At 77.0% G+C, this 22677-nt stretch carries 19 protein-coding genes; 10 read left to right on the top strand and 9 right to left on the bottom strand.

Translation table 11 applies throughout. The features are described 5' to 3' along the window. Positions 1-90: 90 nt before the first annotated feature. Positions 91-1761, top strand: a complete 1671-nt coding sequence (locus tag ACIQVD_RS13720) for a ricin-type beta-trefoil lectin domain protein (RefSeq protein ID WP_400685858.1) — start codon at positions 91-93, stop codon at positions 1759-1761. Between the two features lie 213 nt (positions 1762-1974). Beyond that, on the top strand, positions 1975-2712 hold the full coding sequence (locus ACIQVD_RS13715) for a TetR/AcrR family transcriptional regulator (protein ID WP_402288831.1): 738 nt from the start codon (positions 1975-1977) through the stop codon (positions 2710-2712). 64 nt (positions 2713-2776) lie between these two features. Here ACIQVD_RS13715 and ACIQVD_RS13710 read toward each other — a convergent pair whose 3' ends face one another. Then, positions 2777-4528 (bottom strand): sodium:proton exchanger, encoded by a 1752-nt coding sequence (locus ACIQVD_RS13710; protein ID WP_402288829.1) that lies wholly within the window; start codon positions 4526-4528, stop codon positions 2777-2779. A 185-nt stretch (positions 4529-4713) separates the two neighbouring features. On the opposite strand from ACIQVD_RS13710, the gene ACIQVD_RS13705 reads away from it, so the two are divergent. After that, positions 4714-7065, top strand: coding sequence for a hypothetical protein (locus ACIQVD_RS13705; RefSeq protein ID WP_402288826.1), 2352 nt, complete (start codon positions 4714-4716; stop codon positions 7063-7065). A 90-nt stretch (positions 7066-7155) separates the two neighbouring features. On the opposite strand, the gene ACIQVD_RS13700 is transcribed toward ACIQVD_RS13705, so the two are convergent. Then, positions 7156-7785 carry a TetR/AcrR family transcriptional regulator gene (locus ACIQVD_RS13700; RefSeq protein WP_400685846.1) on the bottom strand — a complete coding sequence of 210 codons (630 nt, stop codon included), beginning with the start codon at positions 7783-7785 and terminating at the stop codon, positions 7156-7158. Between the two features lie 95 nt (positions 7786-7880). On the opposite strand from ACIQVD_RS13700, the gene ACIQVD_RS13695 reads away from it, so the two are divergent. Further along, positions 7881-8813, top strand: a complete 933-nt coding sequence (locus tag ACIQVD_RS13695; protein ID WP_402288824.1) for an aldo/keto reductase — start codon at positions 7881-7883, stop codon at positions 8811-8813. A gap of 81 nt (positions 8814-8894) precedes the next feature. On the opposite strand, the gene ACIQVD_RS13690 is transcribed toward ACIQVD_RS13695, so the two are convergent. The 3 genes from ACIQVD_RS13690 to ACIQVD_RS13680 form a co-directional block, all read right to left on the bottom strand. Continuing rightward, on the bottom strand, positions 8895-9941 hold the full coding sequence (locus ACIQVD_RS13690) for a hypothetical protein (RefSeq protein ID WP_402288822.1): 1047 nt from the start codon (positions 9939-9941) through the stop codon (positions 8895-8897). 100 nt (positions 9942-10041) lie between these two features. Further along, positions 10042-10368, bottom strand: coding sequence for a deoxyxylulose-5-phosphate synthase (locus tag ACIQVD_RS13685; protein WP_400685837.1), 327 nt, complete (start codon positions 10366-10368; stop codon positions 10042-10044). 107 nt (positions 10369-10475) lie between these two features. Continuing rightward, on the bottom strand, positions 10476-11015 hold the full coding sequence (locus ACIQVD_RS13680) for a MarR family winged helix-turn-helix transcriptional regulator (RefSeq protein ID WP_402288818.1): 540 nt from the start codon (positions 11013-11015) through the stop codon (positions 10476-10478). A gap of 42 nt (positions 11016-11057) precedes the next feature. Here ACIQVD_RS13680 and ACIQVD_RS13675 point away from each other — a divergent pair, with 42 nt between their 5' ends. The 3 genes from ACIQVD_RS13675 to ACIQVD_RS13665 all read left to right on the top strand — a co-directional run bounded on the left by ACIQVD_RS13675 (position 11058) and on the right by ACIQVD_RS13665 (position 14273). Next, the gene (locus ACIQVD_RS13675; RefSeq protein WP_402288817.1) at positions 11058-11963 is read left to right on the top strand and encodes an alpha/beta hydrolase; all 906 of its coding nucleotides are present in this window, start codon (positions 11058-11060) and stop codon (positions 11961-11963) included. 150 nt (positions 11964-12113) lie between these two features. Continuing rightward, positions 12114-13454 carry an NAD(P)/FAD-dependent oxidoreductase gene (locus ACIQVD_RS13670; RefSeq protein WP_400685828.1) on the top strand — a complete coding sequence of 447 codons (1341 nt, stop codon included), beginning with the start codon at positions 12114-12116 and terminating at the stop codon, positions 13452-13454. 159 nt (positions 13455-13613) lie between these two features. Then, positions 13614-14273, top strand: coding sequence for a zinc ribbon domain-containing protein (locus ACIQVD_RS13665; RefSeq protein WP_400685825.1), 660 nt, complete (start codon positions 13614-13616; stop codon positions 14271-14273). A 70-nt stretch (positions 14274-14343) separates the two neighbouring features. On the opposite strand, the gene ACIQVD_RS13660 is transcribed toward ACIQVD_RS13665, so the two are convergent. After that, positions 14344-14595, bottom strand: coding sequence for a hypothetical protein (locus ACIQVD_RS13660; protein ID WP_400685822.1), 252 nt, complete (start codon positions 14593-14595; stop codon positions 14344-14346). A 189-nt stretch (positions 14596-14784) separates the two neighbouring features. On the opposite strand from ACIQVD_RS13660, the gene ACIQVD_RS13655 reads away from it, so the two are divergent. The 3 genes from ACIQVD_RS13655 (at position 14785) to ACIQVD_RS13645 (ending at position 17168) form a co-directional block, all read left to right on the top strand. Then, positions 14785-15414, top strand: coding sequence for a helix-turn-helix domain-containing protein (locus ACIQVD_RS13655; protein ID WP_402288812.1), 630 nt, complete (start codon positions 14785-14787; stop codon positions 15412-15414). A gap of 32 nt (positions 15415-15446) precedes the next feature. Further along, positions 15447-15998 (top strand): DUF3291 domain-containing protein, encoded by a 552-nt coding sequence (locus tag ACIQVD_RS13650; protein ID WP_402288810.1) that lies wholly within the window; start codon positions 15447-15449, stop codon positions 15996-15998. A 162-nt stretch (positions 15999-16160) separates the two neighbouring features. Further along, on the top strand, positions 16161-17168 hold the full coding sequence (locus ACIQVD_RS13645; RefSeq protein ID WP_400685813.1) for an NADP-dependent oxidoreductase: 1008 nt from the start codon (positions 16161-16163) through the stop codon (positions 17166-17168). A gap of 33 nt (positions 17169-17201) precedes the next feature. Here the strand turns inward: ACIQVD_RS13645 and ACIQVD_RS13640 are convergent, their stop codons facing one another. The 3 genes from ACIQVD_RS13640 to ACIQVD_RS13630 form a co-directional block, all read right to left on the bottom strand. Next, complete coding sequence (locus ACIQVD_RS13640) at positions 17202-19184, bottom strand: hypothetical protein (RefSeq protein WP_402288806.1); 1983 nt, start codon at positions 19182-19184, stop codon at positions 17202-17204. A gap of 57 nt (positions 19185-19241) precedes the next feature. Then, positions 19242-21596 carry a CRISPR-associated endonuclease Cas3'' gene (locus ACIQVD_RS13635; RefSeq protein WP_402288804.1) on the bottom strand — a complete coding sequence of 785 codons (2355 nt, stop codon included), beginning with the start codon at positions 21594-21596 and terminating at the stop codon, positions 19242-19244. A gap of 91 nt (positions 21597-21687) precedes the next feature. Continuing rightward, positions 21688-22662 (bottom strand): serine/threonine dehydratase, encoded by a 975-nt coding sequence (locus ACIQVD_RS13630; RefSeq protein ID WP_402288802.1) that lies wholly within the window; start codon positions 22660-22662, stop codon positions 21688-21690. Positions 22663-22677 lie beyond the last annotated feature (15 nt).

Here is a 22677-nt window from a genome sequence, read left to right as displayed (position 1 = left end):
CTTGTCGAGCGCGGGGCTGATCGCCATGCTGCATACATGACATCCCTGAGTGCACGGCCGATGCGCCGCGCGTGGAAGAGAGCGCTCTCATTGCTGCCCGTCGTCGCGCTCACGGTGGCCGCCACCGTCACCGCGACGACGGACACCGCGGTCGCGGCCCCCGCGCCGCCGTCCGGTTTCTCGCTCACCTGGAGCGACGACTTCAACGGCGCGTCCGGGACGGGCATCGACCAGAGCCTGTGGAAGTACGACACCGGGCCGGGCAGCAACTTCGGCACCGGCGAGATCGAGACCATGACCAGCAGCACCTCCAACGTCTACTACGACGGCCAGGGCCACCTGGTGCTCCAGGCGCTGCACTCCGGCTCCGACCCGCGCGCCGGTTGGACCTCCGGCCGGGTGGAGACCCAGTCGGCGTCCTTCGGCGCCCCGGCGGGCGGGGTGGTGCGGATGGAGTCCGTCCTCCAGCAGCCCAACGTCAACACCTCCAACGGTGCCGGGTACTGGCCGGCGTTCTGGATGCTCGGCGCGCCGCTGCGCGACGGGGTGACCTGGCCGAAGTCCGGCGAGATCGACATCATGGAGGACATCAACGGCCGCAGCTCCGTCTTCAGCACGATCCACTGCGGGGTGAACCCGGGCGGCCCGTGCAACGAGTCCACCGGCATCGGCTCCGGCGAGCGCGCCTGTCCGGGCTGCCAGACCGGCTTCCACGACTACGCGGTGGAGATCGACCGCTCGGTGTCGCCCGAGCAGATCCGGTTCTACCTGGACGGCGGCAACTTCTACACCGTCAACGCCAACCAGGTGGACGCCACGACCTGGGCCAACGCCGTCGACCACCCGTTCTTCATCATCTACGACCTGGCGATCGGCGGCGGCTTTCCGGACGCCTTCGGCGGCGGCCCGAACGCGGCCACCGTCTCGGGCGGCAAGCTGATCATCGACTCGGTCGCCGTCTACAACAAGGGCCCGGGCTCCGGGGGCGGTGGCGGGACGGTCTCCGGCCAGGCCATCACCGGCCCCGGCGGCAAGTGCGTGGACGTGGCGGGCGACGACAACGGCGGCGACGGCACGGCGGTGCAGCTCTGGGACTGCCAGTCCGGGGCCAAGGACCAGCACTGGACCTGGAGCGGCCAGACCCTCCAGACCCTCGGCAAGTGCCTGGACATCGCCGGGGGCAACAGCGCGGCCGGGACGAAGCTCCAACTCGCCACCTGCAACAACGGCGGCTACCAGAACTGGGTCGCCAACGGCGACGGTTCGCTGCGCAACCCCGCCAGTGGCCGGTGCGTCGACTCCCCGTCGGGCGCCACCGCCAACGGCACCCGGCTCCAGATCTGGGACTGCAACGGCTCCGGCGCGCAGAAGTTCGCCATCGGTGCGCCGATCTACGGCCCCGGCGGCAAGTGCGTGGACGTGGCCGGTGACGACAACGGCGGCGACGGCACGGCGGTGCAGCTGTGGGACTGCCAGTCGGGCGCCAAGGACCAGAAGTGGACCTGGAGCGGCCAGACCCTGCAGACCCTCGGCAAGTGCCTGGACATCGCGGGCGGTAACAGCGCGGCCGGGACGAAGCTCCAACTCGCCACCTGCAACGGCGGCGGCTACCAGAACTGGGTGGCCAACGGCGACGGTTCGCTGTCGAACCCGACCAGCGGCCGGTGCGTCGACTCCCCGTCGGGCGCCACCGCGAACGGCACCCGGCTCCAGATCTGGGACTGCAACGGCTCCGGCGCCCAGAAGTTCGCCCTGGCCTGAGCGTCAGCGCCAGCGCCAGCGCGAGCGTGAGCGGTGAGCGCGGCGGGTGCGGCGGCGCGGAGGTCGTGCCGCCGCGCCCGGTGCGGGGCGGTGCGGTGCGGGGGCCGGGGCGGGGTTCGGTGTGCGGCGCGCTCTGAGAGCGCTTTCAAGGCCGCGTCGACCGTCCCGGCCCGCGCCCCGGGCCCCCGGCGCCGATCATCTATGTTGGTGGCCATGGACGACAGCCCCGCCCCCGCCCCGCGCAGCCGCCGGGAGCGGCCCGCCAAGCCCGCGCTCACCCAGGCCGGCATCGTGGCGGCGGCCGTCCGCCTGATGGAGACCGAGGGGCTCCAGCGGGTCACCATGCGGCGCCTGGCCCAGGAACTCGACACCGGCCCGGCCTCGCTGTACGTCTACGTGGCCAACACGGCCGAACTCCACGCCGCGATCCTGGAGCACCACCTCGGACGGGTCGACCTGGGCGCAGCCGCCGGCGCGGGGGCTGCCGAGCCGGGCACCGCCGGAGACCCGGGCGCCGCCGCCGACCCGGGCCGGGACTGGCGCGGGCGGCTCGCCGCGGTGCTGGAGTCCTACACCGCCGTGCTGCTCGAACACCCGGCGCTGGCCCACTCCGCGCTGCTCGCCCGCCCCGCCGGGCCGCACTACCTGGCACTGGTGGAGACCCTGCTGACCCTGCTGGAGGAGGGCGGCGTCCCCGCCGGGCAGGCGGCCTGGGGCGTCGACACCCTGCTCCAGGTGGCCACCGCCACCGCCGCCGAGCACTCCGCCCGCACCGGCGCGGCGGCCGAGGCCGAGCACGGCGCGATGGTCCGCGCCCTGCGCGAGGCCGATCCGTCCCGCTACCCGAAGGTGGCCGCGACCGCCGGGGAACTGGTCTCCGGCCGCCCCACCGAACGGCTCGCCTGGACGTTCCGGATGCTGGTCAACGGGGTGGCCGCCACGCCGCGCTGACGTCCCGTTCCTCGGCGGAGGGAGGGGCCGTCGGGAGGGGCCGTCGGGGGTGGGTGGCGGTCGGTCAGGGCGGGCCGAGGACGATCCGTTCGGTGACCCGGTCGCGGCGGGGCGGGGTGCCGTGCGGGGTGGCCGGGTGCAGGTGGCCGGCTCGGTCGAGGGTGAACAGCAGGTCGTGGCCGGGCGGCAGTTCGCCGTCGGCGGGGCGGCGCAGGATGCGGGCTCCGGCGGCGTGCCGGCGGGCCAGTTCGGGGCCGGTCAGGGCGGCCGGGAGGACCGTCGCGGTGGGCGGGCCGCCGACCGCGCCGGGGCCGGGCGCGGTGGCGGGCAGCCGGAACACCGGCAGTTCGGACACCTCGTGCAGGACGGCCGCCGCCAGCGCGTTGAACTCGTCTTCGGCGGTCAGCAGGTACACCGCGGTGACGCCCTCCCGCTCGGCGCCCTCGCCGCTCGCGGCGGCCAGCAGTTCGCCGTCGGCGAGTTCGAGCCCGGCGGCCGAGATCCGGGCCCGCTGCTCGTCCCGCCCGGCCCACAGCAGCACGTCCAGCCCGGCCGAGCGGAGCACGGCGGCCAGCTCGACCGTCCACGGCTCGCCGCCCACCAGCAGCGGGCGGGAGCGGGCCGGGCGGGTCACCCGCAGCAGCCGGGCCACCGGGACGGCGCTCAGGCCGTACAGCGTGACGGTGAACACGATCACCAGGAAGGTGGCCGGGAGGATCTTCTCCGCGCCGCCGACGCCCGCCGCGGCCAGGCCGGTGGAGAAGGTCGCGGCGGTGGAGGCGGCGACGATGCCGCGCGGCGCCATCCAGCCCAGGAACGCCCGTTCGCCCTCCGCCAGGTCCGTCCCGGCCGTGGACAGCGCCGCGACCACCGGCCGCACCACGACCGCCAGCACCGCGACCAGCCCGAGCACGGGCAGCAGCACCGGGCGCACCGACGACCAGGTGACGGTCGAGGAGATCGACACGAACAGCACGCCGACGATCAGCGGGACCAGCGTCTCCAGGAAGATCCGCCGGGCGGGCGGGTCGAAGGCCGGGACGGTGGCGACCACCACGCCCAGCACGATCGCGGCGATCAGCCCGGTGTCGTCGCGCAGCGCGTCGCAGACCGCGGCCACGCCGACCACCACCGCCAACTGGGCGCTGGTGCCCAGTACTTCGTTCAGCCGCGCCCGCACCAGCAGCAGCCACAGCAGGGCCGCGCCGAGCAGCCCGCCGAGCAGGCCCAGGCCGACGCTGGCGGCGAACTCCAGCAGCCCGGCGCCCAGCCTCCGGTGCTCTTCGCTCACCAGCGCGTGGAAGACCAGCGCGCCGAGGATGCCGCCGACCGCGTCGATCAGCGAGCCCTCCCACAGCAGCACGCGCCGCACCCGCTCGGTGGGGCGGACGAAGTCCAGCAGCGGCCCGACCACCGTCGGCCCGGAGACCACCAGGATCGCGCCGAGCATCGCCGCCGCCTTCCCCGAGACGCCCAGCAGCGGGGCGGCCGCGAACGCGGCGGCCGGGGCGGTCAGCAGGGTGCCGACCCACACCAGCCGCACCACCGTGTGCCGGGCGTGGCCGGTCAGTTCGCGCAGGTCCAGGCCGAGCCCGGCGTCGTACAGGATGACCGCGACGGCGAGCGAGACCAGTGGTGAGAAGGCCGGACCGAGCAGCCGGTCGGGGTGCACGTCGTCGGTGAGCGCGCCCGCCGCGAAGCCCACCGGCAGCAGCACGATGATCGCCGGGACGCGCAGCCGGGCGGCCAGCAGCTGGGAGGCGACGGCCAGCACCAAGGTCAGCCCGGACCCGATCAGGATCTGCTCAGAGGTCATCCGCCCATCCCAAGCCGCCGACCACCGCCCCACCCCGCCACGCGCCCGGCGGGTCACCCGTCCGGCCCAGCCCGGCCCGCACCGCCGTTCCCGCGCCAGCCGCTCCCGCGCGGTCCGGTTCGCGCGGTCCGGTCCGGGCGGTCCGGTCCGGGCGGATGTCGGAGGCTCCCGAGAAGATCACGGCCATGGAACTCCGCACCGTCCTCGCCGGACTCGACGCCCACCCCTGGGCCGCCGTCAACCACGCCTACGGCCCGGCCGAGGACCTGCCCGGGCTGCTGCGGGCCCTCGCCGAGGACGGCGCGGACGCCGAGGAGGCGCTGGACGAGCTGTACGGCTCGATCGTGCACCAGGGCACCGTGTACGCGGCCAGCGCCGACGCCGCCCCGTACCTCGCCCGGATTGCCGCCTCCGGCCGACGGAGCCTCGACGCGCTCCGGCTGCTCGGCTGCCTCGCCGAGAGCGAGGACGAGTGCGAGGTCGCGCCGGGCGCCGTCCGGGCCGCCGTCGCCGCCCAACTGCCGCTGCTCCTGCCACTGTTGGCCGATCAGGATGCCGCGGTCCGGCAGGCGGCCGGCTGGACGGTCGGCCACACCCGGGACACCGGCCCCGCGCTGCCCGCCGTCCGGGCCCGGCTGGCCGTCGAGACCGAGCCCGTCGTCCGGGCCGAACTCCTCACCGCGTACGGCCGGTTGGACCGGGCGGGTGCCGCCGCCGAGGCCCGCGCGCTGCTCGGCCCGGGCGCGCCCGCACCGCTGCGCCTGGCCGCCGTGTTCGCCGCACTGGACGCCGGGGAACCGTGGCGCGCCGCGCACCACGACGCCGTCCTCGGCCTGCTGCCCGCAGCCGGGACGGCCGGGTCCGGCCACACGTACGAGCACCGGGAGCCGCTGCGCGCGATCGTCGGGGCGCTGCTGGAACGGGACACCGAGGCCGACCGCGAGAGCGCCCTCGCCCTGCTCGACGCCGCCCTGCGCGACGAGCGCCCCGAGGCGCGGGCCGAGGCCCTGTGGGCGGCCGACCTCGCCTGCGCCCGGTCCCGCAGCGCCTCGCGACGGCTGATCCCCGCGCTCGTCCCGCTCGCCGCCGACGCGACGGCCGCCCGCCTGCTGGGCAAGCTCGGCCCGGCCGCCGCCGAGGCCGCTCCGGTCCTCGCCGCACTCGCCGAACCCGCCGTGCGGGCGGACGACGAGTCGGACGATGAGGCGGCCGACCGGGCGCTCGCCGCGCTCGTCCTGGTGGCCCCGCAGGCCGCCGCCCCGCTGCTGGCCCGGGCGCTCGGCCGTCGCCCGCGCGCCCTACAGTGCGCCGCCGGGTCCCACGCCCCGGCCGACGCCCCCTTCCCGTTCGACCCCGAGCTGTTCGCCGCGGTCCGCGCCCGCCTGGCCGCCAGGACGCCGGAGCGTCCCGAACCCTGCGACTGCCCGCCGACCGGGGACCAGGGCGACACCGCCGGGCTGGTCCACCTGCTGCGACAGTGGGGCCCGCAGGCCGTCGAGGCGCTGCCCGAACTGTGCGCCGTCCTACCGCAGTTCCCGTACGCCGCCACCGCGATCACCGCCGTCACCGGGGGCGTTGTGGGTACCGCTGCGGCTGTGGCTGCGGATGCTGCCGCCGGGGGTGTCGTGGACGTTGCCGCCACCGCGATCACCGCCGTCACCGGGGGCGTTGTGGGTACCGCTGTGGCTGCGGGCGCTGCCGCCGGGGGCGTCGTGGACGTTGCCGTCGGCGCGGGCACCACCGTCGCGATCGCCGCCGGGCCGCAGTGGCGTGAGCAGGCCGCGACCGCCCTGCGGGCCGGGGCCGGGAAGCTGCTCGTGGCGCAGGCGCTGCACGTGCTGACCGGTGAGACCGGGCCGCTGTTCACCGCCGTCGAGGCGGCGCTCGCCGGCGGGGCGCGCGGCGTCGCGGAGGGTGCTCGCGCTGCGGCCGCCCTCGGACCGGCGGCCGGACCCCTCGTCCCGGCGCTGCGGGCGGCGCTCGGCCGCGCCGTCGACCGCGACACCGCACGCGACACCACGCCGGAGGTCGACGCCGACCTCGCGCTCGCGCTCGCCCTGTGGCGGATCACCGGGGAGGCGGCCGAGGCCGTCCCGGTGCTGGACGCGGTGTTCGACCGCTGCGAAGGCCGGCGGTGGTTCCACTGGACGGCCGCCCGGGCCGCCCGCGAGATCGCCGTGCTCGGCCCGGCCGGGCGCCCGCTGACCGCCCGGCTGCACGCCCTCCTCGACCACCCGGCCCAGGCGCCCTCGGCCGTCCTCGGGCTGCTCGCCGTCGCCGACCCGGCCGACCTCGACCGCGCCCGGCTCGCCGAGGCGGCGCTGCACTCGGCCGAGACCCGCGCCGACCTCGACACCGCCTGCGACGCGCTGCGGGCCCTGGGCCCCGCCGTCCTGACGCCGCGGCAGCGCGACCGGCTGGCCGCACTCGCCACCGGCGACCGCCGCCTGTCCGGCTTCGGGGCCGAGGACGCGGTGATCCGCGAGGACGAACAGCTGCGCACCGTGCTGGCGTCCCTCCTCGACCGTCTCGGCTGAGGCCGGGGTCGGCTGAGGACCGGCCCGGCTGAGGACCGGCCCGGCTGACGACCGGACCGGCCCGTGCGGGGAAGCGACCCGGCGGGCCGGTCAGGCGGTGGGCCGGAGGGCGTCCGCCACGAGGTCGAGGAGCGGCCCGGTCAGCTCGGGGTCGTTACCGGCCGTCGTGGAGAGGAAGACGCCCAGGAGCATCATCGTGACCGTCTCGGCCGGCACGTCGTCCCGCAGCGAACCGGCCTCCGCCCCGGCGTCGAGGATCGCCGCGATCGCCGCGGTGATCCGCTCCCGGGTGGCCGGGGTCGCGATCGCGCCGGAGGCCCAACCGGCCCGCAGGGTCTCGGAGATGCCGCGCTTGGCCGCGAAGAACGCGGCGTAGCGGTCCATCCAGGCGCGCAGCGCCGCGTCGGGCGGGAGCTGGGCGAGCAGCGCGGGCGCGCTGGTGACCACGGCGTCGAGCTCGGTCGCGTAGATGGCCTCGACGAGCGCTTCGCGGGTGGGGAAGTGGCGGTAGAGCGTGCCGATGCCGACACCCGCCTCGCGGGCGATGGCGTCGAGGGTGGCCTGGCCGCCGGTCGCGGCGAAGGCGTCCCGGGCGACGGCGAGCAGCCGCTCGCGGTTGCGCTGCGCGTCGGCCCGGGGCGGACGCCCGGCCGCGGGGGCATCGGACCCGGACGGTCCGGCCGCGGGGGAGTCGGAGGCGCGGGGGTCGGGGGCGGTCAAAGCGGAGTCCCTCCGGTTAGTGCTGATCGGTGCTACGGTGGCCGGTAACGGAGTCCCTCCGTTTACCTCCATCGTCTCACGGGAGTGACCTCGCCATGACCTCCACGGCCCGATCCCCGCAGTTCACCGCCACCGGCGCGGAACGGGCCGGCGGGCCCGGCACGCTCGCGGGCCGCACCGTCTCCCGGGTCGGCTTCGGCGCCATGCAGCTGCGCCGCCTGGACCACGCCGCCTCGGTCGCCCTGCTGCGCACCGCCGCCGAGCTGGGCATCGACCACGTCGACACCGCCCAGTTCTACGGCGCGGGCGCCGCCAACGAGGCGATCGGCGCCGCGTTCACCGCCGAGGACGACGTCCTGGTCGCCAGCAAGGTCGGCGCCGAACCCGCCGCCGGCCCGCTCCCGCTGCGGCTGGCCCAGCGCCCCGAACAGCTCCGCGCCGCCGTCGAGGACAACCTCCGCAGCCTCGGCTGGGAGCGGATCCCGCTGGTCAACCTGCGCCGCGCCGGCCACGGCCCGGGGCTGCGCGCCGAGGGCGACCAGGTGGTCGACCTGGACGACCAGCTTGCCGTCCTGACCGAGCTGCGCGACGCGGGCAAGATCGGCGCCCTCGGCCTCAGCAGCGTCGGCGCCGACGAACTGCGCCGGGCCCTCCCGGCGGGCATCGCCTGCGTGCAGAACGCCTACAGCCTGGTGTCGCGCGACGACGAGGACGTCCTGCGGCTCTGCCTCGCCGAGGACGTCGCCTGGGTCCCGTACTTCCCGCTCGGCGGCGCGTACCCCGGCATCCCGAAGGTCGCCGACGAGCCCGCCGTCCTCGCCGCGGCCCGGGCGCTCGGCGCCTCCCCCGCCCAGGTCGGCCTGGCCTGGCTGCTCCACCACGCCCCCCACACCCTCCTCATCCCCGGCACCGCCGACCCCGACCACCTCCGGGCCAACGCCGAGGCCGGCGCCATCGTCCTCGACGCCCCGACCCTGGCTGCCCTGGACGCCGTCCCCTCGCGCTCCGGCGACATCGAACACTCCTGACCCGGCCCCGCACCCCGAGGAGCGGTCACGGGCGCCGGAGCGGTTCGGCGCGGCCCCGACCACCGCCGGGCGCTCACGGGCTCACCAGGGGTGCGTGGCGCCGCGGTACCCGCGCAGTTCGGGGCGGCGGATCCCGGGCAGGCGGACCAGGGTCTCCCGGAAGGCGCCGCCGTGGGGCTCCAGCGGATACCGGGGGCGCGCCGGCAGCGGGTAGTCGTCGCGCAGCACACCCGCCGGGAGCGTCCCGGTGGCGGGCACCGGCGACGTCTCCCCGGCGCCGGTGAGGTACGCCCAGACTCCGCCGTCCAGCGGCACGACCGTCGCCCGCCGGTCGGACGGTCGCCACGGCTCGCCCGTGCCGGGGTGGCGGGGGACGAGGAGGACGTCGGGTCGGGGCCGGGGCACGGGGACGCCCGGGCCGGCCAGTCCCACCGAACGGGGGTCGGGCCCGGAGGGGAGGCGGCGGGCCACGGCGTGGCCGAGCAACTCGGCCACGGGGCCCGCCGGGAGGGTCACCGGGCGGTTCCCGGTGGCCACCACGAGGTGGGCCGGCGCGACGCCGAACGCGGCCTCCCAGCGGCGGCTCCACGACCCGTCGGGTTCGACGGGCAGGACGCGGTGCCCGGCGTGCTCCAGGTCCGCCCGGTCGGGGAGCGGAGCGGTCGGGAGCCCCGAGGGACGGCGGACGACCGCGTCGGGCTTCAGCCACACCGTCTGCCACGAGCCGCAGTCGTCGATCCGGGTCGCCACGGCGCGCCCGCAGCCCGTGCAGGCCGGATTGGGCCCGTCCCGGCCGTCCACGCCCCGGCAGTAACCCGCGCACTTCTCCCGGATCAGGGTCGTCGACCGGGAGTCACCGGGAGCGATGACGATCTTGCCCCGGGCGCCGAAGGAGACGGAGTGCACCGGCGCGTACACCCCCTGCCGGGCGGCCGCCTCCTCCCCGACCTCCGCCCACAGCCGCCACGGCGGTCCGGTGGGCAACCGCTCGACGGCGTACGTGGCCGGCTCCATCAGCGGAGGGTGGAGCTCCTCCCAGGCGCCGTAGTGGGTGTGGACGGGGAGGGCGACCCGCGACACCGGTGCCGTCAGCCCGGTACCGCACCCGGCACACGCGAACACGTCCAAACAAGCTCCTCCACCCTGGTCCACCGGGATCGTGCTCCGTCCGGGGCGGGGGAGCCGGCGGATTTCGGGGCGGCGGGGTGCGCCGGGCCGCGGCCCCCGATCAGATCACTTGCCGGACGAGCGCCTCGGCCACGGGCTCGCCGGTGCGCCGCGCGCACGCCATCCGCTCCCGCACCTCGCGCAGCGTGCGGGGACGGTATCCGGGGCCGCCGCAGCAGTTCTTGTGGAAACCCACACCCGCGTTCAGCAGCACCGTGAGGGTCCGCCAGGCCGCGGTGTCCCGCCGCCGGGGCGCGGCGAAGGCCGACCCCGCGTGGACCAGCGGCTCCGAGCAGCGCGGGCAGGTCCGCGGCCGTTCCCGGTCGTAGGGCTGCTTGTACGAGGCCCGGCAGGGCAGGCAGACGTACGAGGTCTTCGCGTGGGCCATGCCCACCAGGATGGGCATCGCCCGTGGCGAGTTCGACCGGATTTCCAGGGGGCCCGGACGGGCGGGGGCGGTCCGTCCGGAGCGGCCCGCTCCGGGGTGACGGGGGGTCAGCCCGCCGGGGTGCCGGTGCGGTGGTGTTCGAGGGTGGTGCGCAGGGTGGCGAGGGTGCGGGCGAGGGCGGTGAGGGCGGGGGCGTCCAGGGTGGGGGTGAGGAGTTCGGTCAGGGCCTCGGTGTAGGTCCGTTCGGCCCGGGCGGTCAGTCGTTCGCCCTCGGGGGTGAGGGTCAGCAGGGAGGAGCGGCGGTCGTCGGGGTTCGGGTGCCGGACGGCCCAGCCCTGCTTCTCCAGGCGGTCGACGCCCTTGCTGGTCGCGCCGACGCCGATGGCGAACTCGGCGGCCAGGTCGGCCACCCGGCAGCCGGGGTGTTCGCGCAGGTAGTGCAGGAACTCGTACTGCGAGGTGACGATGCCGTGCCGTTCGCGCAGCCGGTCGCCGAGGGCGTTGTAGAGGCGGGTCTCGCAGCGGATCAGGTCGGCGAAGAGCGCGGGGAGGTCCGGGAGTTCGGGGAGTTCGGGACGGCGGGCGGGGTCGGGGGAGTCCGCGGGGAAATCCGTCGCGGTGCGGTCGTCGGACAATGTATATTCCATGGCATATAGTGTGGCGGAAGCTACTTCTGACAGGAGTGTGCCATGAGCAGGGAACAGCGCGCCGAGATCGACCGGAGGCTGCGGAAGCCGGCCCCCGAGGGGGAGCCGACGGTCGAGCAGATCCGGGCCGGGTTCCGGGAGCTGATGGCCGAGATGATCGTCCCGCACGAGCGCATCCGCACCGCCCCGGCCGAACTCGGCGGCCGTCCCGCCCTGCGGGTCGACCCGGTCGGGGCGGCGCGGGACGGGACGATCCTGTACTTCCACGGCGGGAGCTGGGTGTTCGGCTCGCCCGAGACCGCCCTGTCGCTGACCGGCCACCTGGTCGCCGGCAGCGGCCTGCCCGCGTACTCGCTGGACTACCGGCTCGCCCCCGAACACCCCTTCCCGGCCGCCGTCGAGGACACCCTGGCCGCCTACCGCGCCCTGCTGGAGCGCGGCGCGGACCCGGCCCGCACCGTCCTCGCGGGCGACTCCGCGGGCGGCGGCCTCGCCGTCACCACCGCCCTCGCCGCCCGGGACGCCGGACTCCCGCTGCCCGCCGGCATCCTGGCCTTCTCCCCGGGCGCCGACGCCACCCGCACCGGCGCCAGCATGGAGACCAAGGACGGCATCGACCCGATCTTCACCCGCTCCTCCTTCGACCGCACCGGCGCCATGTACCTGGCCGGAGCCGACCCACGCCACCCCCTGCTCAGCCCGGCCGTGCACGCCGACCTCACCGGCCTGCCCCCGATGCTGATCCAGGTCGGCGCCAACGAGGTGCTGCTGGACGACTCCACCCGGCTGGCCGCCCGGGCGCGCGACGCGGGCGTGGACGTCGTCCTCGACGTCACCGCGGACGTGCCGCACGTCTTCCAGTGCTACGCCGGCGTCCTCGACGAGGCCGACGAGGCGCTGGAACGGGCCGCCCTGTTCCTGCGCCAGCGCACCGCCGCCGACCGGTGACGAGTCCTCCCGCGCACCCCGGACAAGGCGGGCACCTCCGGGCGGAAGCGGTGAAACCGCCCCGCCCGGAGGGGAGTTGCCCGTCACGAAAAGGCAGCCGAACCCCGGACTCCCGGTGACCGAGCGCGCCGCGTCCCTTACTGTACGGACATGAGTTCTAGGGGGACCGCGGCCGGTGACCGCGGCACGGCAGTGGTGATCGGCGGCGGACTGGCCGGATGCCTGGCGGCCTGGGCGCTGCACGGCGTCGCGGAACGGGTCGTGGTGGTCGAACGCGACCGCTACCCGGACGGGGTGGACTTCCGCCCGGGCGTCCCGCAGGCCAAGCACGGCCACCTGCTGCTGGAGGCCGGCCAGCGCACCATCGACGAACTGCTGCCCGGCGCCCTCGCCGAACTCCTCGCCGCCGGGGCCACCCGGGTCCCGCTCTCCGGCGGCCTGCGCTGGCTCACCTCGGCCGGCTGGCTCGCCCCCTACGACAGCGACCTGGCCGTCCTCACCTGCAGCCGCCCGCTGATCGACCAGGTCGTGCTGGAGCGGGTCCGCGCCGCGCCCAACGTCGAGTTCCGCACCGGCACCGAGGTGATCGGCCTGCTCGGCGACCGGCACGCCGTCACCGGCGTGCAGGTCAACCGCCGCGGCCGGCACGGCGAGGAGACCGAGGCGATACCCGCCGAGCTGGTCGTCGACGCCGCCGGGCGCGCCACCCGCGCCGCCAAGTGGCTCTCGGTGCTCGGCGCGCCCGCCGTCCCGCGCGACCGGGTCGACGCCGGCGTCTCCTACGCCACCCGCTTCTACCACCGCCCCGCCGACGCCCCCGCCGACTCCGCCGTCTACCTGCAGAGCCACGCCCCCGACCAGGGCCGCTTCGGCGTCCTGCTGCCCGTCGAGGGCGAGCGCTGGATCGTCGGCATGGGCGGCATGCGCGGCTTCGAACCCTCCCTCCAGCCCGAGGAGTTCGAGAAGCAGCTCGGCCTGCTCCGCGACCCCGTCATCGCCGAGACGGTGATCGGCGCCAAGCCCACCGGCCCGGCCCGCGGCTTCGTCCCCGGACCGAGCGTCTGGCGGCACTACGAACGCTCCGCCACCCACGGCTTCCTCGCCCTCGGCGACGCCTCCTGCACCTTCAACCCGGTCTACGGCCAGGGCATGACCGTCGCCGCGCTCGCCGCCCGCGCCCTGCGCGACGCCGTCCACCACCGCGGCGACCTCGGCCACGCCGCCGTCCGGGAGACCCGGGACGCCATCGCCGGCGTCACCAGGAACCCCTGGCAGATGGCGGCCGGCGAGGACGTCCGCTTCGCCGGCACCACCGGTGGCCCCTCCGGCCTCCAGGTCCGCGTCCAACAGCGGATGCTGGACCGGGTGCTGGCCCGCGCCGTCACCGACGCCCGGGTCGCCGGCGCGTTCCACCGGGTCGCCGCGATGGTGGAACCGCCGACCCTGCTGTTCCGTCCCTCCGTGCTGGGACCGGTCCTGTTCGGCGGCTGACCACACCGATCGACCACACCGACCGACCGCACCGGCGGCCGGACCGCACCGGCGGCCGGGCCACCGGCCCCGCACCGGCCCCCGCCCCCGGGTGTGGGAGCCTGTGTGACGAATCCAGACGGCACCTGTGGAGCACCTGTAAAGGGTTGGGCGGCGGACATGAGCGAGATCCAGTTCAGCAACAACTACCGAGACCTCAGCGAGCAGCACGGCACCGGCGCGGGCTTCCAGTTCGAGTTCTCCTGCGCGCGCTGCTACGACACCTGGCGCTCCGAGTTCGAACCCTTCCGCACCGGCCAGGCGGCCGGCTGGATCAACAAGGGCGTCAGCGCCGCCTGGAGCCTGCTCGGCGGCAGCGCCTCCAACGGGCTCACCAACGCCGCCGACGGCCTGGCCGGCGCCAGCTGGGGCAGCGGCCGCGACGCCGCCTTCCAGCGCGCCATCGGCAACGCCCAGCAGCACTTCAACCGCTGCGCCCGCTGCACCCACTACGTCTGCGGCCGCTGCTGGAACGCCACCCAGGGCCTCTGCCTCGGCTGCGCCCCCGACACCGCCGCCGAGGCCGCCGCCGCCCGCCAGCGCGGCCTCAACGACGCCGTCACGCAGAACGCGTACACCCACGGCCAGTCCCGGGCCCCGCAGTTCGACGTCACCACCGACCGCCAACTGGTCTGCCCGCAGTGCCGCGCCGAGACCCACGGCACCCCGTTCTGCCCCGGCTGCGGCTTCCGCCTCGCCCAGCCCCCGCAGTGCACCTCCTGCCACGCCGAGGTGCCCGCCGGCTCCGCGTTCTGCCCCGGCTGCGGCACCCGCCGCTGACGCTGATCGGGCGCGGGCACCCGCACCGCGCGCGGACGCCGGGCCGGGCCTTTCCGGGCCCGGCCCGGCGTCAGGTGCCGTGGGTGGGGAGCAGCAGGATGCGTTCGGGGTCGTAGCGGTGCCAGGCGGGGGGTGCGGTGGCGCCGATCAGGCGGAGGCGGCACCACGGGGTGCCCTCGGGGGAGTGCCACCAGGCGTTGATGCGGCCGAGGGCCCAGGTGTCGGAGTCGTCGAGCAGGACTTCGACGGGCTGGTAGGCGGGCCGGACGTCCGGTTCCGGCGGGGACCAGGCGGGGTCGGTCTGCAGCTGCGGAGGGAGCACTGCGGGCCTCCTTCGAGTCCGGTCGGCGGGGGTGGACGGGTGCGGGGTGCCCGAACGACCCGGCTGGTGGCGGTCGGGAACACTCTACAGAGGTGTAGAAACGAATCGTCGGCAATCCGGGCAGTGTGGCGCAACGCTGCCGCCCCGGTGGCGCGTTCGCGTCGGGCGGGCCGGTCATAGACTCGACGGATGACTGCTGAGGACTCCTCGATCGAGGCGCTGGGCGCCCTCGCCGACCCGGTGCGGCGCGCCCTCTACCGGCACGTGGCCGACGCGGCGGAGGAGGTCGGGCGGGACGCCGCCGCGGCGGCGGCCGGCGTCTCCCGATCGCTGGCGGCGTTCCACCTGGACAAGCTGGTGGACGCGGGCCTGCTCGCGGTCTCCTACCGGCGGCCGCCGGGACGCGGCGGCCCCGGCGCGGGGCGGCCCGCCAAGGTGTACCGCCGGGCGGAGGCGGAGTTCGCGGTGGCACTGCCGCCCCGGGAGTACGGCGCGGCCGGCCGGCTGCTCGCCGAGGTGGTCGAACGGGCGGGCCTGGACCGCGAGTTGCAGGCGGCGGCCCGCGCGGCGGGGTCGGCCGAGCAGCCCCCGGACGTGCTGGCGGCGCTGCGCGAGCGCGGCTACGCGCCGTTCCTGGACGGGGAGGTGGTGCGGCTGCGCAACTGCCCGTTCCACGCGCTGGCGGACGAGTTCCCGGCGCTGGTGTGCGGGATGAACCTGGCGCTGCTGGAGGGCCTGGCGGGGGAGGGGTGGACGCCCGCGATGGACCCGTGCGCGGGCGGCTGCTGCGTGTCGCTCTCTAAAAACAATAATCATTGACGTTAGAAGCCGGTCCGGGCCATGCTTGCCGCATGACTGCCCCTCAGGCCGCTGCCGCCGTCCCCGCCGCGCCCGCCGTCGCCGCGCCCGCTGCTCCCGCCCCCGCCGCCGTCGCGCCCGCCCCCTCCGGCCACCAACTGGCCCAGGTCAACGTCGGCCGTACCGTGGCCCCACTGGACAGCCCCGAACTCGCCGGTTTCATGGCCCAGTTGGCGGAGATCAACGAACTCGCCGAACGCAGCCCCGGCTTCGTCTGGCGGCTGGTCGACGCGGCCGGCGCGGACGCGACGGGCCTGCGCCCCGACCCGGACGACGGCCTGTTGCAGATCAACTGCTCGGTCTGGGAGTCGGTCGAGGCGCTGCGCGCGTACGTCTACCGCAGCGACCACCTGCGGGTGCTGGCCCGCCGCCGCGAGTGGTTCCGGCGGCCGACGGGGGCGCACCAGGCGATGTGGTGGGTCCCGGCCGGGCACCGTCCGAGTGCGGCCGAGGCGATGGCGCGGATCGCCCTGATCCGCGACCACGGACCCGGCCCGGAGGCGTTCACCTTCCGCGAACCGCACCCGGCGCCGGACGCCCGCTGAGCCGCCCACCGCCGACCACCCGGACGGCTGCGGGCGGCCGGGCGGCGTGCCCCTGGTGTTTTGACTAAGCGCTTGCTTAGACTCGGCCGGGTGGGGTCGCCGGCCCATCCCCCGAGCGCCGGCGGCCCCGCGTCCCGTCCCGCCCCCTCGCAGGAGAGCGCCATGCCGGCCACCAACCGCCAGATCCGACTCGCCCGCCGCCCCGTCGGCCCGGTCCGCCCGGAGGACTGGACGCTGACCGAGGAGCCGGTCACCGGACCGTCCGAAGGCTGGTTCCTCGGCCGCACCCGCTACCTCTCCCTCGACCCGGCGATGCGCGGCTGGCTGGACGACCGCCCCTCCTACCTGCCGCCCGTCGCGCTCGGCGAGGTGATGCGGGCCGGCTCGATCGTCGAGGTGGTCGAGTCCGCCCACCCCGGCTTCCGGGTCGGCGAGTTCGTCACCGGCACCTTCGGCGTCCAGGAGTACGCGCTGTCCGACGGCCGCGGCGCCCACCGGGTCGACCCGGCGATCGCCCCGCTGCCCACCTACCTCGGCGCGCTCGGCATGCCCGGCATGACCGCCTACTTCGGCCTCCTGGAGGTCGGCGCGCTGCGCGAGGGCGAGACGGTCGTGGTCTCCGGCGCGGCCGGCGCGGTCGGCAGCCTGGTCGGCCAGATCGCCAAGGTGAAGGGCTGCCGGGTGGTCGGCATCGCCGGCGGCGCCGCCAAGTGCGCCTGGCTGACCGGGGAGTTGGGCTTCGACGCGGCCGTCGACTACCAGACCGAGGACGTCCGCAAGGCCCTGCGCACCCACGCCCCCGACGGCATCGACGTCTACTTCGACAACGTCGGCGGCCCCGTCCTGGACGCTGCGCTCACCCGGCTGGCCATGCACGCCCGGGTGGTGATCTGCGGCGCGATCAGCCAGTACAACAACGAGCAGGCCGTCCAGGGCCCCTCCAACTACCTGTCCCTGCTGGTGCGCCGGGCCCGGATGGAGGGCTTCGTCGTCTTCGACCACGCCGCCCGCTACCGGGAGGCCGCCCGGGAGATCGCCGGCTGGATCGCCGACGGCCGCCTCACCACCCGCGAACACCTGGTCCAGGGCGGCGTCGACGCCTTCCCGGAGACCTTCCAGATGCTGTTCCGCGGCGCCAACACCGGCAAGCTGATCCTCGAACTCACCTGACCCGGAACGCCGTTGGCGCAGGCACCCGCGGGGTCAGCCGATCGGGCGCAGCCGGGTGCCGGAGGCGGTGACGGCCTCGACGCCGGCCGGGCCGGTGCCCGGGTCGTCGAGGGCCAGGGTCCGGCCGGGCGGGGCGGGCTGGTCCAGCCTGCGGGACGGGGTGGTGACCAGCAGGCGGGAGACCCGGCGGCTGGCGGCGACCAGCAGGTAGGCGGTGCCGTTCGGGGCGCGCCAGCGGTACTGGGCGACGGTGTCCTGCTCGTAGCGGCTACAGGCCCGGCCGTCCGCGCGGGCCAGCCGTTCGGCCCGGCCGCCGTTCGGGGGCAGCACCGCCGCCGCCGCGCTGCCCGAGCCGTCCCAGCGGTCGGCCCGCAGGCAGGCCCAGGCCAACTCCCCGGCGTTCTGCGGGAGCCGCTGGTCGGCGAACTCCCACAGGTTCAACTGCCGTACGCCCGGCCCCGCTTCGGGCACCGCGCAGGCACCCGCCGCCCACCGGCGCAGCGCCTGCGCGCCGACCGCCTCCCGGGGCGGGCGGGCCGGTGCGGAGCCGTCCGGCGGCGGGGTGTAGGTGAGGTGCGCGGGGGCGAGCCCGCCGAGGTCGGCCAGCAGGAAGGCGTGCTGCTCGGCGACCACCGGGTCCGACCGCAGTTGCAGCACCGGCCCCGGGCAGCCCGGCGCGGCCGTCCCCGGCACCGGGTCGGTCACCCCGTCGGCGAAGGCCAGCGGGCGCTCCGCCTCGTCCGGCCGGTCCAGCCGCCGGGTCGCCGCGGACGCCACCCACGGCGCCAGCAGGTACCGGGCCCCGCGCTCGTCGCGCCGCAGCACCACCGCCGCACCGGCCGTCACGTCGCTGTCCCCGGCCGCCGCCAGCGCCAGCACCGGTCCGCCGGTCCCGGCCGTCGCCCCGGACGCCGCCCCGGACGCCGATCCGGACGTCGGTCCGCTGCCTGCCGATCCGCTGCCTGCCGATCCGCTGCGTGCCGATCCGCTGCGTGCCGGTCCGCCGGACGTCGGGCCGTCGGTGTACCGGGCCAGGCTCCGGCCGTCCGTCAGCAGCACCACCGCCGTACCGTCCAGCCGTCCCGCGTACAGCAGTTGGGGCGCGGCGGCGGGCGGACCCGGGGTGCTGCCGGGCTCGGCGGCGGCGGACGGCCCGGCCTGCTGCCAGGCGGTGACCGCGCGGCCGACCAGGGCGGTGTCGTCCACCAGTTCGCCGCGGGCGGGCCAGACGGCGAGGTCCAGCTTCGCGGTCCGCCGCCACAGGTCCGCGGCGCGGCGCTCGGGCGGGACGGCCCGCGCGGCGGGCGGCGGCGCGCTCGACCCGCCGGTGCCGCCACCGGGCGGGCCCGGCACCGGCAGGACCGCGGCGGTCAGTGCCACCGCCACCGCCGCGGCCACCAGGGCCCAGCGGCGTCGGCGGCGCAGCAGGTCGCCCGGCCGCAGGTGCACCGTGCAGGCGTCGTAGCCGGGCGGGAGCTCCGACCAGCCCGCGCCGCCCAGCGAGCGCAGCAGCTCGTCCCCGGCCCGGACCGCCTCGGCCGGCGCCTCCACCCCGGCCCAGGCCAGCGCCTCGGCGGCCTCGGCCCGGTCCAGTCCGTCCAGCACCCGGAGCGCGAAACCGGCCCGCGCCGGGGCGGGCAACTCGGCCAGCCGGACGTCCAGTTCGGCGTCCCCGTCATCCGGCGGCGTGAACAGCCGCACCCCCCACACTCGGGGGAACACCGCCCCCGGCCAGCGCCGCCGACGCAGCGCCCCGCGCAGCACCCGGGCCCGCACCGCCTCGTACCCCGACGCGTCCCCGGACCGGCCTGCGGCCTTCCCGCCGAGCACCGGCAGCGCCCGCTGCACCACCGCGTGCGCCGCCACCACCCGGGCGTGCCGCCCCCGGTCGGCGGGCAGCGTCAGGTACGCCATCCCCACCAGGTGCCGGTAGTGCCGCACCAGCAGGGCCTCCGCGGACTCCGGCCGCCCGCCGGAACCGGCCGCCCGGGGCCGTGGCAGTGTCCTGAGATCCATCGGCCCCTCCAAGGCTCGGCACGCGACCGGGGTACGTCGGACGGACCAACGAGTGGATCATCGGATAGTTGCGCGGGGCCCGTCCGGGCAGCCGGGGGCCGTGGGGCCGGGGGCCGCCTGCTCGGCGGGCGGGACCGGGCCGTCGTGCCGGGCGCTGGAGCGCCAGTCGGCGGTGCGGACCAGGGACTCCAGGTGGGCGAGCCGGAACGGCCCCAGGTCGGGGGCGGTGAGCAGGGCGGCCAGCAGCGGCGCCCAGCGGCCGTCCGGGCGGAACGGGGCGGCGGGGTCGAGCACCCGGGCGGGGAAGCGCTCGCCGGTGGGCAGGGCCAGCGGCGGGGTGCGGTCGCCGGGGTGGACGCCGAGCAGCGCGGGGGCCGGCTCGCCGCTCTCCGGGCGGACGGTGACCCGCACCCGGCCGTGATGGGCGGCGGCCAGGTAGGTGACCAGGGACGGGTCGGCACCGGGGGCGTGCCAGTGCGGGCCGGCCAGCAGCAGGAGCGCGCTCACCAGCTCGTGCCGGAAGGACGGGCGGGACGAAACCCCGGTGCTCCACGGCGACCTGGACTTGGCGAGCAGCCCCGGCGGCGGGTCGCCCCCGCCGCCGCGGAGCATCGCCTGGAACACGTCGTGGCACTTGCCGAGGTCGTGCAGCCGCCCGGCCAGGGCCACCGCCTCCCGCTGGGCCGCGCTCAGGCCGGGCAGCCCGGCGGTGAGGGCGCGGGCCTCCTCCTCGGTCTCGCGCAGGTGCTGCTCCAGCGGGACCCAGGCGGCGCACGCGGTGGCCGGGGGCGTGCGGCCGGTGAAGAGCGGGGGGACGGGGACGCGGCTGCCGGGCGTCCAGCCGGTGCCGGGCAGGTGGCCGCCGCGCGCCGCGTCCAGCAGCAGGAGGGTGCCGGAGCGCAGGTCCGCGGCGGTGGCGGGCCGCCACCGCCCGTCGGCGGCGTCCCGCAGCCAGGCCCCGCCACCGCCGTCCGCCGCCAGCCGGGCGCGCACCTCGTCCAACGGCGCCTCGCACTGCTCGGCGCGGCCGGGCCCGGGCTCGTCCGGGGCGGGGCCCTCCGGTGCCAGGGCGCGCCAGGCGACGAAGACCGTCCGCTCCCGGTCGGGCAGCAGCCACCGGCTCGCGTCGACCGGCTCGGCACCGGGCGCGTTGTCGAACAGCGCCACCAGCTCGGGCACGCCCAGCCCGGGGGCCTGCGGCACCTCCGGCTCGACCCGGGCCCGGAACAGGTCCGCGACGGTGACGGCCGCCCCCTCGTGCGCCGCCAGCCAGCGCGCCGCAGCGCCGCCCGCGTCCCCGGGGCCGTCCCCGCCCCCGTCCCCGTCCGGTGGGACGCACCACAGCAGGTCGCCGCCCTCCGGGTGCTCGCCGTGCCGGTTGCAGCGCCCGGCCCGCTGGACGAGGGCGCTCCACGGGGCGAGTTCGGTCAGCACCGTGCGCGCGGAGAAGTCGGACCCGGCGTCCAGCGCCCGCGTCACCACCAGGAAGCCGTCCCGGCCGTCCCCGCCCGCCGACTCCGCCACCGGGTCGTACCGGTCGTCGTACCGGTCGCCGCACCGCTCGGCCGAGCGCTCCGCCGCGCGCAGGTACGGGTGCAGCAGCACGACCGGCCGGTCCGGGTGCGCGGCGCGCAGCGCGGCGTGGACCGCGCGGGCCCGGGCCGGTGAGCCGAGCGCGGCGACGGTCCGGGTGCCGGGCTGGTGGGCCGCGCTCAGGGCCGCGACCAGGTCGGCCACGTACCGGTTCGGGTCGGGGTCCGGGTGCAGGCGGCGGACCCGCCGGACCCCGGTCGCGGCGGCCCCCGCCGGGGGAGCGGTGCCGTCGCCGACCGCGGACATCCAGGTGCTGCCGGTGGGCGCGGTCGTGCCCAGCGCCTCGCGCAGCGTCTGTAGCCGCTCGCCGGTCGGCAGGCCGGGGCCCAGCAGGTGCGCCTCGTCGAACACCCAGTGCGCGTCGTTGTTGAGCAGCCCGAACGAGACCGGCGCCATCGTCCGGGTGTCGGCGAAGCCGCGCATCAGGGCCCGGCTCAGCAGCACGTCGTGGGTGCCGACCAGGATCGCGGTCCGCTCCGGGTGGCGCCGCCAGGCGCCGTTCTGCGCCTCCGGCCCGGCGAGCAGGTGCAGGCCCACCGCGTCCGCCAGGCCCAGCCGGTGCAGCCACCCGTCGATCCGCCGGTGCGTCCAGTGCGGGAGGCTGCCCTGCGGCAGCGCGTACACCAGCCGCCGCGCGGTCGTCCCCGGTGCGGCCACCGTCCGCCGGTACAGCCAGGCCAGCACGGCCCCGGCGGTCTTCCCGCCCCCCGACGGCACCCGCACCGTACGCGGCAGCCCGTCCGCCGCGAGCGTCCGCTGGTAGTCGTACGGCCGGTGGCCGGTCGCCGTGCGGAAGAACTCCTCGAACCCCTGCGCCATCCCCGTTCCCCTCCGTCGGACCGGCCACCGACTCTAGGGCGCGGCGCGGACGACGGGCCGTCAGTTCGCCGGTACGGCAAGGGGAACGGGGTCAGGCGTCGTCCCGGTCGTCCCCGTCAGACCCGTCGGCCCCGTCGGCCCCGGCCAGGGTCGTCAGGTCGGTGTTGGCGCCGCACAGCACCACGCACACCCGCTCGTCCTGCGCGGGGCGGTAGCCGGTGCCGAGGGCGGCCAGGGCGGTGGCGGCGGCGTGCTCGACGGCGATCCGGTGCTCCTCCCACAGGTCGCGGCGGGCCCGGACGATCGCCGCGTCCGGGACCAGGACGGTGCGCACGTCCCGGTGGCGGGCGGCGGCCAGGGCGGTGGCGGAGGCGCGGCGGGCGCCCAGCGAGTCGGCGGCGACCGAGTCGACGGGCACGTCCACGGGCGCGTCGGCGGCCAGCGCGGCGTGCAGGGCCCGGCAGTTCTCCGGTTCGACGGCGACGGTGCGCACCCCGTGCGCGCGGGCCGCGGTGGCCACGCCCGCGAACAGGCCGCCGCCGCCGACCGAGACCACCACCGTGTCCAGGCCCGGCACCTGGCGGTGGACCTCCCCGAGCAGGGTGCCCGCCCCGGCCGCCACCAGCGGGTGGTCGTAGGCGTGCGAGGCCAGCGCGCCGCTCGCCGCCGCGAACTCCTCGCAGGCCGCCAGCGCCTCCGCGTACTCGCCGCCCGCCAACCGGACGTCCGCCCCGTAGCCGCGCAGCCGGGCCACCTTCACCGCGGGCGCGTTCACCGGCAGGAACACGGTGGCCCGCACGCCCTGCTGCCGGGCGGCCCACGCGCAGGCCAGGCCCGCGTTGCCGCCCGAGGCGATGGTCACGCCCGCGTCCGGCAGGGTGCCCGCCTCCCGGTGCGCGCGCAGGAAGTTGACCGCGCCGCGGGCCTTGAACGAGCCGGTGTGCTGCATGTACTCCAGCGCCAGCCACACCCCGCCCGGCCCGCCCGGAACCACCCGCACGGGGCGGACCAGGCCCGCGATCCGGTCGGCGGCGGCCTGGACGTCGGCGTGGCTGAGCTGGTGCACGGTACGGCTCCCGGT

The organism is Kitasatospora sp. NPDC090308 (genome assembly GCF_044769485.1).
In the GTDB taxonomy this organism is placed as follows: Bacteria; Actinomycetota; Actinomycetes; order Streptomycetales; family Streptomycetaceae; genus Kitasatospora; species Kitasatospora fiedleri.
The sequence above is the reverse complement of the archived record's forward strand: the minus strand, read 5'-3'. Positions and strand labels throughout refer to the sequence as shown.